At 67.6% G+C, this 15,257-nt stretch carries 19 protein-coding genes; 5 read left to right on the top strand and 14 right to left on the bottom strand.

Annotated features, from left to right (window positions below; translation table 11 throughout):
- The first annotated feature begins 75 nt into the window (after positions 1-75).
- The 5 genes from QTH97_RS18135 to QTH97_RS18115 all read left to right on the top strand — a co-directional run bounded on the left by QTH97_RS18135 (position 76) and on the right by QTH97_RS18115 (position 4,172).
- A complete protein-coding gene (locus tag QTH97_RS18135; protein WP_286569777.1) occupies positions 76-924 on the top strand; it encodes a 3-hydroxybutyryl-CoA dehydrogenase in 849 nt (282 codons plus the stop codon).
- A 129-nt stretch (positions 925-1,053) separates the two neighbouring features.
- Positions 1,054-1,869: a crotonase/enoyl-CoA hydratase family protein gene (locus QTH97_RS18130; protein WP_286569776.1), complete on the top strand. Its 816-nt coding sequence runs from the start codon at positions 1,054-1,056 to the stop codon at positions 1,867-1,869.
- Positions 1,870-1,957: 88 nt separating this feature from the next.
- Positions 1,958-2,419, top strand: a complete 462-nt coding sequence (locus tag QTH97_RS18125) for a MarR family winged helix-turn-helix transcriptional regulator (protein ID WP_286569775.1) — start codon at positions 1,958-1,960, stop codon at positions 2,417-2,419.
- 64 nt (positions 2,420-2,483) lie between these two features.
- Positions 2,484-2,909: an organic hydroperoxide resistance protein gene (locus QTH97_RS18120; RefSeq protein ID WP_286569774.1), complete on the top strand. Its 426-nt coding sequence runs from the start codon at positions 2,484-2,486 to the stop codon at positions 2,907-2,909.
- A 144-nt stretch (positions 2,910-3,053) separates the two neighbouring features.
- Complete coding sequence (locus QTH97_RS18115) at positions 3,054-4,172, top strand: DUF2855 family protein (protein WP_286569772.1); 1,119 nt, start codon at positions 3,054-3,056, stop codon at positions 4,170-4,172.
- 34 nt (positions 4,173-4,206) lie between these two features.
- Here QTH97_RS18115 and ccmI read toward each other — a convergent pair whose 3' ends face one another.
- From ccmI to napE, 14 genes are read right to left on the bottom strand one after another with little or no spacing between them, the layout of a single operon-like run.
- A complete protein-coding gene (gene ccmI, locus QTH97_RS18110) occupies positions 4,207-5,430 on the bottom strand; it encodes a c-type cytochrome biogenesis protein CcmI (RefSeq protein WP_286569771.1) in 1,224 nt (407 codons plus the stop codon).
- Positions 5,427-5,861 (bottom strand): cytochrome c-type biogenesis protein, encoded by a 435-nt coding sequence (locus QTH97_RS18105; RefSeq protein ID WP_286569770.1) that lies wholly within the window; start codon positions 5,859-5,861, stop codon positions 5,427-5,429. Before QTH97_RS18105 ends, ccmI begins: the two co-directional genes overlap by 4 nt.
- The gene (locus QTH97_RS18100) at positions 5,858-6,379 is read right to left on the bottom strand and encodes a DsbE family thiol:disulfide interchange protein (RefSeq protein ID WP_286569768.1); all 522 of its coding nucleotides are present in this window, start codon (positions 6,377-6,379) and stop codon (positions 5,858-5,860) included. The genes QTH97_RS18105 and QTH97_RS18100 overlap by 4 nt, the downstream gene beginning before the upstream one ends.
- Positions 6,376-8,382, bottom strand: a complete 2,007-nt coding sequence (locus QTH97_RS18095) for a heme lyase CcmF/NrfE family subunit (protein WP_286569767.1) — start codon at positions 8,380-8,382, stop codon at positions 6,376-6,378. Before QTH97_RS18095 ends, QTH97_RS18100 begins: the two co-directional genes overlap by 4 nt.
- A complete protein-coding gene (ccmE, locus tag QTH97_RS18090; protein WP_286569766.1) occupies positions 8,379-8,837 on the bottom strand; it encodes a cytochrome c maturation protein CcmE in 459 nt (152 codons plus the stop codon). The genes QTH97_RS18095 and ccmE overlap by 4 nt, the downstream gene beginning before the upstream one ends.
- The gene (locus tag QTH97_RS18085) at positions 8,827-8,973 is read right to left on the bottom strand and encodes a heme exporter protein CcmD (protein ID WP_286569765.1); all 147 of its coding nucleotides are present in this window, start codon (positions 8,971-8,973) and stop codon (positions 8,827-8,829) included. The genes ccmE and QTH97_RS18085 overlap by 11 nt, the downstream gene beginning before the upstream one ends.
- Positions 8,970-9,740 (bottom strand): heme ABC transporter permease CcmC, encoded by a 771-nt coding sequence (gene ccmC, locus QTH97_RS18080; RefSeq protein WP_286569764.1) that lies wholly within the window; start codon positions 9,738-9,740, stop codon positions 8,970-8,972. Before ccmC ends, QTH97_RS18085 begins: the two co-directional genes overlap by 4 nt.
- A 10-nt stretch (positions 9,741-9,750) precedes the next feature.
- Positions 9,751-10,356 carry a heme exporter protein CcmB gene (gene ccmB / locus QTH97_RS18075; protein WP_286569833.1) on the bottom strand — a complete coding sequence of 202 codons (606 nt, stop codon included), beginning with the start codon at positions 10,354-10,356 and terminating at the stop codon, positions 9,751-9,753.
- Between the two features lie 25 nt (positions 10,357-10,381).
- The gene (gene ccmA / locus QTH97_RS18070) at positions 10,382-11,056 is read right to left on the bottom strand and encodes a cytochrome c biogenesis heme-transporting ATPase CcmA (RefSeq protein ID WP_286569763.1); all 675 of its coding nucleotides are present in this window, start codon (positions 11,054-11,056) and stop codon (positions 10,382-10,384) included.
- Entirely contained in the window at positions 11,049-11,726 is a 678-nt protein-coding gene (locus QTH97_RS18065) for a cytochrome c3 family protein (RefSeq protein ID WP_286569762.1), read from the bottom strand. Before QTH97_RS18065 ends, ccmA begins: the two co-directional genes overlap by 8 nt.
- 18 nt (positions 11,727-11,744) lie before the next feature.
- Positions 11,745-12,218 carry a nitrate reductase cytochrome c-type subunit gene (locus QTH97_RS18060; RefSeq protein ID WP_286569761.1) on the bottom strand — a complete coding sequence of 158 codons (474 nt, stop codon included), beginning with the start codon at positions 12,216-12,218 and terminating at the stop codon, positions 11,745-11,747.
- 19 nt (positions 12,219-12,237) lie between these two features.
- Positions 12,238-14,727: a periplasmic nitrate reductase subunit alpha gene (napA, locus tag QTH97_RS18055; RefSeq protein ID WP_286569760.1), complete on the bottom strand. Its 2,490-nt coding sequence runs from the start codon at positions 14,725-14,727 to the stop codon at positions 12,238-12,240.
- Complete coding sequence (locus tag QTH97_RS18050) at positions 14,717-14,995, bottom strand: chaperone NapD (RefSeq protein WP_286569758.1); 279 nt, start codon at positions 14,993-14,995, stop codon at positions 14,717-14,719. The genes napA and QTH97_RS18050 overlap by 11 nt, the downstream gene beginning before the upstream one ends.
- Before the next feature lie 47 nt (positions 14,996-15,042).
- Complete coding sequence (gene napE, locus QTH97_RS18045; RefSeq protein WP_286569757.1) at positions 15,043-15,210, bottom strand: periplasmic nitrate reductase, NapE protein; 168 nt, start codon at positions 15,208-15,210, stop codon at positions 15,043-15,045.
- Between the last annotated feature and the right edge of the window lie 47 nt (positions 15,211-15,257).

The following is a 15,257-nucleotide window of genomic DNA, read 5'->3' as shown; positions in this document are numbered from 1 at the left end:
ACAATCTCGGGCATGGGGCGTCGCGGCACGGGCGCCTCCCTCCCCTTTCATCTTTCAGTTCAAGGAGCATTTCTCATGGCTATCCAGACGGTCGGCATCATTGGTGCGGGAACAATGGGCAACGGCATCGCGCAGGCTTGCGCCGTGGCAGGCGTCAACGTCGTCATGGTCGATATCGCGCAGGCCGCAGTCGACAAGGGTGTCGCCACGGTGGCGGGCAGCCTCGACAGGCTGATCAAGAAGGACAAGCTCACCGCCGCCCAGAAGGACGCGGCGCTGGCGCTGATCAAGGGCTCGACGAACTACGACGACCTGAAGTCCGCGCAACTCGTCATCGAGGCCGCCACCGAGAACCACGAGCTGAAGCTCAAGATCCTCAAGCAGGTGGACGCCATGCTCGCGCCGGAAGTGATCATCGCGTCGAACACCTCGTCGATCTCGATCACCCAGCTCGCCGCCGCGACCTCGCGCGCCGAGCGCTTCATCGGCATGCACTTCTTCAACCCGGTGCCGATGATGGCGCTGGTCGAGATCATCCGCGGCTACCTCACCAGCGATGCGACGCACGACGCGGTGAAGGAACTGGCGGTGAAACTGGGCAAGTCGCCGATCACGGTGAAGAACGCGCCGGGCTTCGTGGTCAATCGCATCCTGGTGCCGATGATCAACGAGGCCTTCTTCGTGCTGGCCGAGGGCCTCGCGACGGCGGAGGACATCGACGCCGGCATGAAGCTCGGCTGCAACCAGCCGATCGGGCCGCTCGCGCTGGCCGACATGATCGGGCTCGATGTCTGCCTGGCCGTGATGGAGGTGTACCTGGAGCAGTTCGGCGACTCGAAGTACCGCCCCTGCCCATTGCTGAAGGAGATGGTCGCCGCCGGCCAACTCGGCCGCAAGACCGGCCGCGGTGTGTATACGTACTGACCCCCAGGCTTGCCCACTTCGTGTGGCCGCCCACCCCCTTCCAGGGGGCGCCGCCAGCGGACCGGCGACGCCGGGTCCGCGGCGGCTCCCGAAGGGGAAGTGCCCCTGAACAACCGGAGACAGACACCCATGACCGCCACGCCCACCACCCCGCCGCCCGAAGGCTGCATCGACACCCAGGTGCTCGACCACGTGCTGCTGATCGGCATCAACCGTCCGGCCAAGCGCAATGGCTGGACGCCTGCCATGTTCAAGCAGCTCGCCGAGGCCTACACGCGGCTCGACGACGACCCGGCGCTGCGCGTCGGCGTGCTGCATGCCTTCGGCGACCACTTCACGGCGGGGCTCGACCTGCCCGCGGTGTCCGAGTTCATGAAGCGCGGCGAGAAGGCGATTCCGCACGGGCTCGTCGAGCCGCACGATTTCGGCTTGCCCGGCTACCGTCGCCGCACCAAGCCGATGGTGGTCGCGGTCAAGGGAATCTGCTTCACGGTGGGCATCGAACTCATGCTCGGCGCCGACATCGTGGTCGCGGCTGACAACTGCCGCTTCTCGCAGATGGAAGTCCAGCGCGGCATCATGGCCACCGGCGGCGCCACGCTGCGAATGGCCGAGCGGGCGGGGCTGGGCAATGCCATGCTGCACCTGCTGACCGCCGACGAGTTCAACAGCGCCGAGGCCTTCCGCCTGAACTTCGTGCAGAAGGTGGTGCCGGCCGGACAGGAACTCGACGAGGCCCTGCGCATCGCGCAACGCATCGCGGCACAAGCGCCGCTGGCGGTGGTGGCGACGCGGCTCAACGTGATGAAGGCCATCGAACACGGCCCGCTCGCGGCGGTGGAAGACTTCATTCCCGTGCAGCAGGGGCTGGCGAACAGCGAGGACGCGGCCGAGGGCGTGCGCTCCTTCGTCGAGCGGCGGCCGGCGCGATTCAGCGGACGTTGATTCCAATGCGGCGCCCGGCGCCGCAAGCGAAACATTCGGCTACAAAATTAAATTGCACGCAATTTAATTGCTGGCTACACTTCAACCCATGCGCTCCCCAGCCCCTGCCGCCCCTTCAGTCGACGAGATGCTCCGGCTCGACAACCAGCTCTGCTTCGCGGTGTATTCGGCGTCGCTGGCCATGACCAAGCTGTACAAGCCCCTGCTCGAAAAGCTCCAGCTCACCTACCCCCAATACCTCGTGATGCTGGTGCTGTGGGAGCGAGACGGCCTGATGGTGTCGGAGCTTGGCGAGCGTCTCTTCCTCGACTCCGGCACGCTGACGCCGCTGCTCAAGCGGCTCGAATCCAACGGCCTGGTGGCGCGCATCCGCGACGTGGGCGACGAGCGCCGCGTTCATGTCAACCTCACCGCCGCCGGCCGCAAGCTCAAGGCGCGTGCGGGCAGCGTCCCGGCCTGCCTCCTGGCCTCCTCGCAATGCTCCCTGGACGAGCTGGCGAAGCTCACGCAGCAGATGCAAGGCCTGCGGGACCGCATCAAGGCCGCCTAGTTTTCCCCTCCACGCCTCGATTCGTCGAAGCATCCTTTTCTCTCCAACCACCGAAGGAACCACCATGGTCAAGAAACTCGACAAAGTGCTCTACACCGCGCAAGCCCACACCATCGGCGGCCGCGACGGCTCCGGCAAGACCAGCGACGGCTCGCTGGACGTCAAGCTCAGCTCGCCCGGCTCCGGCAAGCCCGGCACCAACCCCGAGCAACTGTTCGCGGTCGGCTATTCGGCCTGCTTCATCGGCGCGATGAAGGCGGTGGCTCCCAAGATCAACGTCAAGGTGCCTGAGGACGTCGCCATCGACGCGAGCGTTTCGCTCGGCCCGATCGACGCCGGCGCCGCCTACGGCATCGCGGTCAAGCTCGCGATCACCCTGCCGGGCCTCGACGACGCGCAGAAGAAGCTGCTGGTCGAAACAGCGCACCAGGTGTGCCCGTACTCGAACGCCACGCGCGGCAACGTCGAAGTCGAACTCTCGATCGCCTGATCGCCGCGGGCCACCGGCCTTGATCAAGGCCCGGCAGGGCGTCGCCTACGCGACGAACTGCCGGGCCTTTTTCATGCAATCGACGCAAGCCTGCGCTAAGGTCATCCGCCACATCGCAGCGCCCAGGACGCACAAGGAGAAACCATGAGCACGACCGACCTGCTGATCCGCAAGGACGACCTGAGTTCCACCCGCCTGCGCACCGCCGAGGACCAGCGCCTCGCAGACGGGCAGATCCGGGTGCGCATCGACAGCTTCGCCCTCACCTCCAACAACATCACCTACGCCGCGTTCGGCGACGCGATGAACTACTGGCAGTTCTTCCCGACGGGTGAGGAAGGCTGGGGCACGATCCCGGTGTGGGGCTTCGCGACGGTCGTTCTTTCGCTGCATCCCGGTGTCGCGACGGGCGAGCGGCTCTACGGATACTTCCCGATGGCCTCCTCCGCCGTGCTGACGCCCGAGCGCCTGTCGCCCGAGCGCTTCACCGAGGGCGCCGCCCATCGCGCCGCACTGCCGGCCGTCTACAACCAGTACTTCCGCTGCAAGTCCGATCCGCTCTACACCGCGGGCACCGAGGACATCCAGGCGCTGCTGCGGCCGCTCTTCATCACCTCTTGGCTGATCGACGACTTTTTCGACGACAACGAGTTCTTCGGCGCGCGCCCCGGCGCGGCGCTGCTGTCGAGCGCATCGAGCAAGACGGCTTACGGCACGGCCTTCCAGTTGGCGCAGCGCGAAGGCATCGAAGTCATGGGGCTCACCTCGGCGGCCAACAAGGCCTTCTGCGAAAGCCTGGGCTGCTACAGCCGCGTGCTGGCCTACGAGGAACTCGACCAGCTCCCAGCCGAAACGCCCTGCGTGTACGTGGACTTCGCCGGCAACGGCGCGCTGCGCCGCGCGATCCACACGCGCTTCACGAATCTCAAGCACAGCGCGTCGATCGGCGGCACGCACGTCGACCAGTTGGCCGCCAGCGGCTCGGGCAAGGACCTGCCCGGCCCACGAGCGACACTGTTCTTCGCGCCAGCGCAGATCAAGAAGCGCACCACGGAATGGGGTGCCGATGCTTTCGGCCAGCGCATGGTGCAGGCCTGGCACGCCTTCATCGCACGCGTGACCGATGCCAAGGCGCCATGGCTTCGCGCCGAACACCATGTCGGCGGTACGGAGGTGCAGACCGCCTATGCGGAGGTGCTGGCCGGACGCGGAGATCCGCGCGTCGGCCACGTCCTGTCCCTTGCCGCGTCTCCTTCACGGTGACCGCGCGGCACGGGCCGGGGCTGTCCACCGGCCCTCACCGGATCACCTGGTCCGCCTCCAGGACGACGGCCTCATGGCCCAAAGCCACGTCGGCAACCGAGCCACTCAAGTCACCGGGCTGCGGCGCCGCCTGACCCGAGCGCGTCACGCGCACCTCGATCGTCACCACGTCGAAGCGCGAGATCGGGGAGTCCGGTGACATCGCAAGACTGTCGTCGAGCACGAACTTCGCCGGCAGGTCCTTGACTTGCAGCCGCAGTATCGCGACCGGCATGCGCCCGGTGGCGGCAGACCTGGCCAGCACGAACACGGTGTCTTGCGGCGAAGTCTTTTCCCGCAGCGATGTGGCGATGGACACGGTGCCGCCGACACGCTTGCGCACCGGATCGAAGGCGCGCGGCGCCGCCGACTGCTTCGCCGCGTCCAGTTCGGCGAGATTGGCGCCGATCTTCTGGGCTGCCTCGGAGCCCGGCGGCAGCAACGCCAGCACGTGCTCCCAGCGTTGCCGGGCCTGCGGCAGGTCGCCCCGCTTGAACGCGGCCATGCCGGCCAGCGCGAGGGCCTTCGGATGGTCGGCATCGATGGCGAGCGCGGCGTCGATGGCGGCCTGCACCGGACCGCCCAGATCGCCGTCGCGGGCTGATGCCAGCGCGTCCGCGTAGTCGGCGAGCAACTGGGGCTGGTTCGGCGCCAGCGCCATCGCCTTCTGGTAGGCGACCACCGCATCGTCATAACGTTGGAGGTACTCATAGGAGCGCGCCAGCACGATCCAGCCTTCCACGTCGCCCGGTTGGGTGCGCAGGCGCGCCGCGAGCCGGCCGACCACGGTCTCGACCTCGCCGCCCTCGCCCTCGTGGGAGCCCGATCGCTCCGCCGCCAGCATCTGGCTCGCAGCAGCCATCGGGTTGCCGACCTGCAGATACAGCAGCAGCGCGGCGGCAGGCAGGGCGACGCTGAGGATGCCTGCAACGCCCCAGCCCATCCAGGGCCGGCACGCAAGACCGGCGCGCGGAGTCGATTGCAAGGCCTCGTCGAGCACCTGCCGCTGCAATTCGTCGATGGCTTGCGCACGATCCTGCGCGCTCAGCGCATGGGATTCGAAGTCCTTCTCGATGCGTGCGAGTTGGTCCGCATGAAGCCTGCGCACGGCGTCGGCCCGCGCCAGCGGACGTGCTGCCGAAGGCCCGAGCAGGGGCGGCACGACGAAGAGCAGCGCCAGTACCAGCAGCGCCACGGCGGCCAGCCACAGGGCCGTCACCACGCGTCCCCTTTCAGCAACGCGTCCGCTCTTTCGCGCTCGGCCGGCGTCAGCGGTTCAGGTTCCGATCGGTCTTGCCGACGCACCACGCGCCACAGCGCCGCGAAGCCCGCGGCCAGCAGTACGAAGGGTGCCAGCCACAGCAGCCAGGTCGACGGCATGAAAGGCGGGTCGTAGCGCACGAAGGCACCGTAGCGCTGCTCGAAGTAGTCCCGGATCTGCTGCTCGCTGCGGCCCTGCCCGAGCTGCTCGCGAATCTGCTGGCGCATGTCGGCGGCGAGCGGCGCGTTGGATTCGGCGAGGGTCTGGTTCTGGCACACCAGGCAGCGCAGGCTGGCCGAAAGGCGCGCCTCCCTGTCCTCGATCGTGCCGGCTACAGCGCCGCCGAGCATCGACGCCCACAGCAGGACGAGGCACGCCCAGCGGCTCATTGCAGGCTCCGCACGACAGGCAGCAATCGGTCACGCCAAAGCTCGGCGCTGATCGGACCCGCGTGCTTGTAGCGAATGCGCCCGGCGCCGTCGATCACGAAAGTCTCGGGCACACCGTAGACGCCGTAGTCGATGCCGACGCGCCCGTCGCTGTCGACAGCCGATCCCCGGTATGGATTGCCAAAGCGCTGCAGCCAGCTGCGCGCCGCATCGCTCTTGTCCTTGTAGTTGAGGCCATAGAGTGCCACGCCGTCCTTGCCGGCGAGGTCCATCAGCACCGGCAGTTCGTCACGGCAGGGCGCGCACCACGAGGCCCACACGTTCAGCAGCCAGACCTGCCCGCGCAGGCCCTCGACTCTCAATCTTTGCTGCGGGTCGTGCAGCAGCGGAAGGTCGATGGCGGGTGCCGGCTTGTCGATCAAGGCCGAAGGAAGCAGCTTCGGGTCGCGACGCAAGCCCACCGCCAGCAGGATTGCCAGGACGATGAATATGGCGAAAGGCAGCTTGAAGCGCATCAAACGGCCTCCCGCTGTTGCAGCGTGGCCGTGGCGCCGCCGGTCACTCCAGCGTTGCGCGCAGCCATGCCGAGGCGGTAGCGGCGGTCGCTTGCCGCGAGCAGGCCTCCGAAGGCCATCAGCAAGCAGCCGGCCCAGATCCACGCCATGAAGGGTTTGACATGGAGGCGCATGGTCCACGCCGCGTCGCCGGCCGGCTCGCCCAACGCGACGAAGAGATCACGCGTCAGGCCGACGTCGATGGCCGCCTGGCTCAGCGGCATCTGCTGCGCGCGGTAGATGCGCTTTTCCGGATGCAGCGTCACGACTGGCTGGCCATGGCGCGCGACCTGGACCGTGGCGCGCTGCGCGTCGTAGTTCGGCCCGCTGGCCGGCGCGATGCCTTCGAAGCGGAACTCGAAGCCGGCCAGCACGGCCTGCTCGCCCAGGTGCAGCCTGAGTTCCTGCCGGCTTTCGAAGCCGCTGGCCATCGTCGCGCCGAAGATGAAGACACCGATGCCCGCGTGCGCGACCAGCATGCCGTACCAGCCGCGCGGCTGGCGGCGCGCGCGTTCGAGCCAGCCGCCGTGCGCGCCACCCAGCCGCTGCCAGGCGTGTGCCGCGGCGCTGGCGACGGCCCAGGCGGCCAGCAGGAGCGCAAAGGTCGACATCGCCGACCACCCGCGCTGCCCGGCGGGCAGCGTGAACGGCAACAGCAGCGCCGCCACGCCGCTGGCAGCAAGGGCCCAGCGAAGCCGCCGCGCCAGTTCGGGCAGCGGCGCATCCTTCCAGCGCGCAACCGGCCCCACGCCCATGAGGAAGATCGCCGGCACCATGATCGGCACGAACACGGCCTCGAAGTACGGTGGCCCGACCGAAATCTTCTGGCCGGCCAGCACGTCGAGCGCCAGCGGATAAAGCGTGCCGATCAGCACCGCCATCGCCGCCACCGTCAGCACCACGTTGTTGGACAGCAGCAGCGACTCGCGCGACAGCAGGCCGAAACGTCCACCCAGCCCGATGCGCGGCGCGCGCCAGCCGAAGAGCAGCAGCGAGCCGCCGACCACCGCGACCATGAAGGCCAGGATGAAGAGCCCGCGCCCGGGATCGACCGCGAAGGCATGCACCGAGGTCAGCACGCCCGAGCGGACGAGGAATGTCCCCAGCAGGCTCAGCGAGAAGGTGCAGATGGCGAGCAGCACGGTCCAGCTGCGGAAGGCACCGCGCTGTTCGGTCACCGCCAGCGAATGGATGAGCGCGGTGCCCACGAGCCAGGGCATGAAGGAGGCGTTCTCCACCGGGTCCCAGAACCACCAGCCGCCCCAGCCGAGCACGTAGTAGGCCCAGGCGCTGCCCAGCAGGATGCCCAGCGTCAGGAATATCCAGGCCGCCACGGTCCAGGGGCGCGACCAGCGCGCCCACGCGGCATTCAGTTCACCCGACAGCAGCGCGGCGATCGCGAAGGCAAAGGCGACCGAGAAGCCCACATACCCCATGTAGAGGATCGGCGGATGCACCACCATGCCCGGGTCCTGAAGCAGCGGGTTCAGGTCTCGCCCCTCCAGCGCGGGCGGCATCAGGCGGGCGAAGGGATTCGAGAGGAACAGCAGGAACAGCAGGAAGCCCACGCTGAGCCATCCCATCACCGCGAGCACGCGCGCCACGTAGGCCTCGGGCAACTGCCGGCTGAACAGCGCGACCGCCACGGTCCAGGCACTGAGCAGGCAGAGCCACAACAGCATCGAGCCTTCGTGCCCGCCCCACACGGCCGCGAACCGGTAGGCGGTGGGCAGGTCGGCATGCGAGTTCGACGCCACGTAGAGCACCGAGAAGTCGTTGTCCAGGAAGCACCACGCCAGGCACGCGAAGGCGATGGCCGCGAACAAGAACTGGCCGAGCGCCGCCGGACGCGCGAGCCGGATCCAGCCCGCCACGCCCCAGTGCGCGCCCGCCAGCGGCAGGCTGCCCTGCACCACTGCCACCAGCAGCGCCAGCACCAGGCTGAAGACGCCCAGCTCCGGGATCACTGCGCTGCCTCCAGCGTGGGCGCCGTGTGGGCCTGGCGCGCCTGTTCCAGGGCCGCGGCTGCTTCGGGCGGCATGTAGTTCTCGTCGTGCTTGGCCAGCACCTGGGTCGCCTCGAAGGAGCCGTCAGGCAGCAGCCGGCCCGCCACCACCACGCCCTTGCCTTCGCGGAACAGGTCCGGCAACAGGCCGCGATAGCTCACAGGCACGCGCTGCGCCAGGTCGGTCACCACGAAGCGGACGGTCAAGCCGTCGGCGCCTCGCTGCACCGAGCCGTTCTCCACCAGGCCACCGATGCGAAAGGCGCCATTGCGCGGCGCGGCGCTGGCCGCGACCTGGCTTGGGCTGAAGAAGAAGACCAGGTTCGAGCGCAGCGCGTTCAGCACCAGCAGCGCGGCAAGACCGAACGCCAGCAACCCGGAGCCGATGATCGCCAGCCGCCGCGTCCTAGGCTTCATCGTGCGGCTCCGAAGGCAACCACGCTCGGGCTTGCGCGCGACTGCGACGCACCAGGCCCCAGACCTCACCGGCGATCAGCACCGCCGCGACGCCGTAAGCCGCGAGGATGTAGAGGGTCGCGTTGCTGCCGCTCATCGCCGCCTCGCCAAGGTGTCGCGCTCCACGATCAGGCAGCGCACGCGCACCAGGGCCACCGCCACCGAATAGGCCCAGCAGGCGCCCGTCATCAGCAGCATGCCGGCGAGCATGGTGTGCGCCATGGCGGGCGCGGCCGTGAAGCTGACCGATGCGCCCTGGTGCAGCGTGTTCCACCACTGCACTGAGAAATAGATGATGGGCACGTTGACCACGCCGGCCAGCAGCAAGATCGCCCCGCCGCGGTCCGCGCGCCGCGGATCGTCGATGGCCGACACCAGGCCCAGGTAGCCCAGGTAGAGAAAGAGAAGGATCAATTCGGAGGTCAGCCGCGCATCCCACACCCACCAGGTGCCCCAGGTCGGCTTGCCCCACACCGCGCCAGTCCACAGCGCGATGACGGTGAAGAGCGCGCCGGTGGGCGCCAGCGCCCGCGCCATCAGCGCCGACAGCCGCGTGTGGAAGGCGAGCCCCATCGCGGCGTGGAAGGCCGCGACGAGGTAGATGAACATCGACATCCACGCTGCAGGCACGTGGATGAAGATGATGCGGTAGACCTCGCCCTGCTGGTGGTCGGTCGGCGCCACGACGAAGCCGACCACCAGCCCCGCCGCCGCCAGCACCCCGGCCAAGGCCGCGAACCACGGCACCATGCGGCCGGCCCAGGCATGGAACACCAGGGGCGATGCAAGTTGCCGCCAATGCCCGCGCCGTCCCGCCGGAGTCGGCGTCAACGCGTGAGGGTCGATGGGTCGAAGCGAGTCCATGGCGGGTCTCTCATTCGACCGCCAGGCGGAGGGCTGCGCCCACCGCCCAGGGACACAGGCACGCCGCCACCAGCAGGCAGGCGCCGAGCAGCGACAGGTGCGGGTTCACCGGCAGCCCCTGGTGGCTCGCCGCGACTGCGCCGCTGCCGAAGATCAGTACCGGCACGCACAGCGGCAGCACGATCAGCGCCAGCAGCACATTGCCGCGCAGCCCGAGCGTGAGCGCGGCACCGAGCGCGCCGAGCAGCACCAGCGTCGGCGTGCCCAGCAGCAGCGACACCAGCAGCACGCCGATCGCCTGGGCGGGCAGCCCGAACTGCAATCCCATCAGGGGCGCGACAGCCACCAGCGGCAGGCAGGTGATGAGCCAATGCGCAGCGATCTTGGCGTAGACAATGCCCGTCAGCGAGCGCGGCGACAGCAGCAACTGTTCGAGCGCGCCGTCCTCCAGGTCGGGCAGGAAAAGCCGATGCAGCGAGATCATCACCGCGAGCAGGGCAGCGACCCACACCACGCCAGGACCGATGGCGGTCAGCAGCGCAGCGTCCGGCCCGACGGCCAGGGGGAACACGCTGCCGACCACGATGAAGAACAGCAGCGCGCTGAGCGCGTCCATCGGCCGGCGCGAGGCCGTGCGGACCTCACGGCCGATGATCGGTAGGGCGAAAGCCATCGCTCAGCCTGTTCATGTCCAGCGTTTGCGCGCAAGGGCCATCGTGGCCGATGTCGCGATGGGTCGTCACCACGGCCATGCCCCCGCGGCGGACGTGTTCGGCCAGGAAGGCGTCGAAGCTCCGTTCGCCTTCGGCGTCCAGGCCGGCACAGGGTTCGTCGAGCAGCCACAGCGGCCGCTGGCTCAGGAGCACGCGCGCGAGGCTCAGGCGACGCTGCTGACCCTGGGAGAGATGGCGCAGGCGCTCGTGCTCGCGGTCCGCGAGCTGCAACCTTTGCAGCACGTCGCGGCAAGCTGCATCCCCGCTCGCGCTGCCCGCGACGTGCAGCGAGAAGCGCAGGTTCTCGCGCACCGTGAGCTCGCCGCTCATGCCGCCTGCGTGCCCCATGTAGGCCACCTCCCTGGCGAAGTCGGCTTCATGCGCGCCGACGTGCCGGCCGCGCCAATGCACGTCGCCCCCGGTCGGTTGCAGAAGACCGCACAGCAAGCGCAACAGGCTGCTCTTGCCGCTGCCGTTCGACCCGCGCACCTGCACCACGTCGCCGGGCGCGGCATCGAATGTGACGCCGGCGAACACGCGCCGCCCTCCGCGCGCGCATGCCAGCTCGCGAACGCAAAGACCGTCGTGCAAGACCTCAGCCACCCGCTTTGGCACCGCCCGGCGCCCCGCCGGCGGGCGCCAGTGCCTCCTCGCCTTCCTTGGGAACGACCTGGCCCGGGGTGTCGGTCGGCGCCTGTCCGGGCGGGATGTGGGGCAGCCTGTGGGCGATGCCCTTGTGGCAGTCGATGCAGGTCTTCTCCCTGTTCGCCAGGAAGGTCATGTGCATGTTCTGCGCGCGCACGCTCTGGCGCGTGAAATCCATGTACTCGTAGTTGTGGCAATTGCGACACTCCAGCGAGTCGTTGGCCTTGAAGCGCGCCCATTCGTTCTGGGCGAGCCGAAGACGTTCCTCCCGGAACTTCTCCTGCGTCGAGATGCTGCCGAATATCTTGCCCCACACCTCCTTGGAGGCCTGCATCTTGCGCGCCATCTTGTCGGTCCAGTTGTGCGGCACGTGGCAGTCGGAACAGATCGCGCGCACCCCTGATCGATTGGTGTAGTGGATGGTGGGCTTGAGCTCGGCGAACACGTTGTCGCGCATCTCATGGCAGCCGGTGCAGAATTTCTCGGTGTTCGTGAATTCCATCGCCGTGTTGAAGGCACCCCAGAAAATGATGCCGCCGATGAAGCCGCCCAGCGTCAGGAAACCCAGGCTGAAATGCACGCTCGGCCGGCGGATGATGGCCCAGTAGCGCTTCAGGAGGTTCATCATGGTGTGGCGTCCCCGCTGCTACTTCTTGTTGGGCTGGGCGGCCTCTGCAGCCCGCTTCGCGATCGTGTCGGCATTCTCGAAGCCGTTGCCCACCAGCGGCTGCACCGGGTCCTGCGCCACATGGCATTGCATGCAGAAATAGCGCCGCGTCGAGATCTGCGGCAGCACCTTCCCGCTGCGGTCGATGTAGTGCGTCGGGCTCACGGGGATCGCCTGCGAGAAATCCGTGCGGGTGCGCGCATGGCAATCGAGGCACTTGTTGAAGTTCTTGTCGATCTGGTAGCCGTCCACGCGGTGCGGGATGGTGGGCGGCTGCATGTCGTAGTTGCGCGGGCGCCGCACGTCGTCGTTCACCGCGTTGCCCAGACGCGGCGGCTCCGTCGGGTCGGGGATCGGCACCGGGCCGCGCGCCGGGTCCACCAGCCCGCCCGACTGGGCCCACGCGAAACCGGCCAGCAGGCCGAGCAGCGGGAGGAGCTTGCGTGGGGTCATGCCGGTGTCCCTGGACGGCTCAGACCCTGACGATCTTCACCGCGCACTTCTTGAAGTCCGTCTGGTAGGAGATCGGATCGGTCGCATCGAGCGTGACCTTGTTGATCAACTGGCTGGCGTCGAACCACGGCACGAACACCAGTCCGCGCGGCGGCTTGTTGCGGCCCCGTGTTTCCACTCGAGTGCGCATGCTGCCGCGCCGTGAGCTGATCTCCACCTCGATGCCGCGCCGCACGCCCAGGGCCCGCGCGTCTTCGGGATGCATGTAGCACACGGCGTTGGGGACTGCCTTGTGCAGCTCGGGCACGCGGCGCGTCATGGAACCCGAGTGCCAGTGCTCCAGCACGCGGCCGGTCGACAGCCAGAAGGGGTACTCCTTGTCGGGCGACTCCGGCGGCGGCTCGTAGGGCAGCGCGAAGATCAGCGCCTTGCCGTCCGGGAAGCCGTAGAACTGGAATCCGGTACCGGCCTTGACGTACGGGTCCGAGCCTTCGCGGTAGCGCCACAGGGTTTCCTTGCCGTTCACCACGGGCCAGCGCAGTCCGCGGACCTGGTGATAGGTCTCGAAGGGCGCCAGGTCGTGGCCGTGGCCGCGGCCGAAGCTCGCGTACTCCTCGAAAAGGCCCTTCTGCACGTAGAAGCCGAAGGCCTTCGCCTCGTCGTTGTCGTAGCCGGCCTCGATCTGCGAGGTCGGGAACTTGTCGACCTGTCCATTGCGGAACAGCACCTCGAACAAGGTCTTGCCCCGGAGCTCGGGCTTCTTGGCGATCAGCTCCTCGGGCCACACTTCCTCGACCGTGAAGCGCTTCGAGAACTCCATCAGTTGCCAGAGGTCCGAGCGTGCCTCGCCGGGCCCGCTGACCAACTGGTGCCAAAACTGCGTGCGGCGTTCGGCATTGCCGTAGGCACCTTCCTTCTCGACCCACATCGCCGCCGGCAGTATCAGGTCGGCGCTGAGTGCGGTGACGGTCGGGTAGACATCCGACACGACGATGAAGTTGTCGGGGTTCCGGTAGCCGGGATAGCCTTCCTCCTTCAGGTTGGCGGCGGCCTGCATGTTGTTGTTGACCATCACCCAGTAGGCGTTGAGCTTGCCGTCCTTGAGCATGCGGTTCTGCAGCACCGCATGAAAGCCGGGGATGTCGGGGATGGTGCCCTCGGGCAGCTTCCAGATGTGTTCCGCCTCGGCCCGGTGCTTGGGATTGGTGACCACCATGTCCGCGGGCAGCCGATGGGAGAAGGTGCCGACCTCGCGCGCCGTGCCGCAGGCCGAAGGCTGGCCCGTCAGCGAGAAGGGGCTGTTGCCGGGCGTCGCGATCTTGCCGGTGAGCAAGTGGATGTTGTAGACCATGTTGTTGCACCACACACCGCGCGTGTGCTGGTTGAAGCCCATGGTCCAGAAGGACATCACCTTGACCTTCGGGTCGGCGTACATCTCGGCCAGCGCCTGCAGGCGGTTGCGCGGCACGCCGCTGAGTTTGGCGGTGTAGTCGAGGTCGTAGGTGGAGACGAACTTCGCGAACTCGTCGAAGGTCATGGGCTTGGAGCCGCCCGCGTCGCCGGCATTCTTCGCTGCCTTCTGCAGCGGGTGCTCCGGCCGCAGCCCATAGCCGATGTCGGCATTGCCCAGCCGGAACGAGGTGTGCTTGTCGACGAAGTCCCGGTTCACGCGGTTCGTCGTGATGATGTGGTTGGCGATGTAGTTGAGGATCGCCAGGTCGGTCTGCGGCGTGAAGGTGAGCTCGATGTCCGCCAGCTCGTAGGAGCGGTGCTCGAAGGTCGACAGCACCGCCACCCTGACGTTGCGCCCGCTCAACCGCCGGTCGGTCACGCGGGTCCAGAGGATGGGATGCATCTCGGCCATGTTCGAACCCCACAGCACGAACGCATCGGCCGCCTCGATGTCGTCGTAGACGCCCATGGGTTCGTCGGCGCCGAAGGTCCGCATGAAGCCCACCGCTGCCGAGGCCATGCAGTGCCGCGCGTTGGGGTCGAGGTTGTTCGAACGAAAGCCGGCCTTCATGAGCTTGAGGCCGGCGTAGCCTTCCCAGATGGTCCATTGGCCGGAGCCGAACATGCCCACAGCCGTCGGGCCCTTGTCCTTGAGCACGCGCTTGAACTGCGCGGCCATCACGTCGAAGGCCTGGTCCCACGAGACGCGGGTGAACTCACCGTCCTTCGCGTACTGGCCGTTCTTCATGCGCAGCAACGGCGTCAGCAGGCGATCGTCGGCATACATGATCTTCGACAGGAAGTAGCCCTTGACGCAGTTGAGGCCGCGATTGACTTCCGCCTCGGGGTCGCCGTGCGTCGCCACCACGCGGTTGTCCTTGACCGCCACCGTCACGCCGCAGCCGGTGCCGCAGAAGCGGCATGGCGCCTTGGACCACTTGAGCCCGGCAGCATCTGGAGCGACCGCCTGCGCGATACCCGTCAGGGGAATGCCCGCCACTGCGCCCGCGGTCGCCGCCGCTGTTTGGCGAATGAAGTCCCTCCTGTCAATGGGCATCGGGGATCTCCTCGTTCATCGCTTCCACGGAATCGGCGTACTGGTACACCAGCGCGGCAGACAGAACGCCATCGGTTCGCTGGATCGCATTCACTTTGGAGAGCATCTCGTCGGCACTGTCGGCGTCGAGCGTGACAACCAGCTTGCCATTGGGCGAACTGCCGAATATCCGTGCGCCGGGCATCAGCGCAATGGCGTCCTCGACACGCTGAAGACGCTTCGGGGTGGCATGCACGACCAGGCTGCTGATATGCACTTCCTCGGGCACTTTGGCTTCCTTTCTCGAAAGGTGGCTGTTGCGCTGCGCGGAAAGCGTCAACCTCGACTGCCGGGCGGTCCCGCAAGAAGAAGTTGATACATCCAGACCAGAAAGCCGTAGCCCGCGACGATGATGCCCGCGAGCACCGGCGCCATGACCACGGAAAGGAACAGGAAGCTGCGCAGTTCCTGTGCCTTCGTGAAAGGTCCATTCGGTTGTTCCACAGGTCTCCTACATGGCGGACTACCGCAAGAATGCCGGGGCGAGAACC

It is taken from the genome of Variovorax gracilis, assembly GCF_030317115.1.
GTDB lineage: Bacteria > Pseudomonadota > Gammaproteobacteria > Burkholderiales > Burkholderiaceae_C > Variovorax > Variovorax gracilis.
The sequence above is the reverse complement of the archived record's forward strand: the minus strand, read 5'-3'. Positions and strand labels throughout refer to the sequence as shown.

Excerpts from the sequence above, each read along its gene's own strand:
- QTH97_RS18115 (WP_286569772.1), top strand. The coding sequence starts at position 3,054 with ATGAGCACGACCGACCTGCTGATCCGCAAGGACGACCTGAGTTCCACC.
- QTH97_RS18085 (WP_286569765.1), bottom strand. The coding sequence starts at position 8,973 with ATGAGCGGCAGCAACGCGACCCTCTACATCCTCGCGGCTTACGGCGTC.
- QTH97_RS18125 (WP_286569775.1), top strand. The coding sequence starts at position 1,958 with ATGCGCTCCCCAGCCCCTGCCGCCCCTTCAGTCGACGAGATGCTCCGG.
- ccmE (WP_286569766.1), bottom strand. The coding sequence starts at position 8,837 with ATGAAGCCTAGGACGCGGCGGCTGGCGATCATCGGCTCCGGGTTGCTG.
- ccmB (WP_286569833.1), bottom strand. The coding sequence starts at position 10,356 with ATGGACGCGCTCAGCGCGCTGCTGTTCTTCATCGTGGTCGGCAGCGTG.
- QTH97_RS18135 (WP_286569777.1), top strand. The coding sequence starts at position 76 with ATGGCTATCCAGACGGTCGGCATCATTGGTGCGGGAACAATGGGCAAC.
- QTH97_RS18060 (WP_286569761.1), bottom strand. The coding sequence starts at position 12,218 with ATGACCCCACGCAAGCTCCTCCCGCTGCTCGGCCTGCTGGCCGGTTTC.
- ccmC (WP_286569764.1), bottom strand. The coding sequence starts at position 9,740 with ATGGACTCGCTTCGACCCATCGACCCTCACGCGTTGACGCCGACTCCG.
- napA (WP_286569760.1), bottom strand. The coding sequence starts at position 14,727 with ATGCCCATTGACAGGAGGGACTTCATTCGCCAAACAGCGGCGGCGACC.
- QTH97_RS18130 (WP_286569776.1), top strand. The coding sequence starts at position 1,054 with ATGACCGCCACGCCCACCACCCCGCCGCCCGAAGGCTGCATCGACACC.
- QTH97_RS18120 (WP_286569774.1), top strand. The coding sequence starts at position 2,484 with ATGGTCAAGAAACTCGACAAAGTGCTCTACACCGCGCAAGCCCACACC.
- QTH97_RS18065 (WP_286569762.1), bottom strand. The coding sequence starts at position 11,726 with ATGATGAACCTCCTGAAGCGCTACTGGGCCATCATCCGCCGGCCGAGC.
- QTH97_RS18105 (WP_286569770.1), bottom strand. The coding sequence starts at position 5,861 with ATGAGCCGCTGGGCGTGCCTCGTCCTGCTGTGGGCGTCGATGCTCGGC.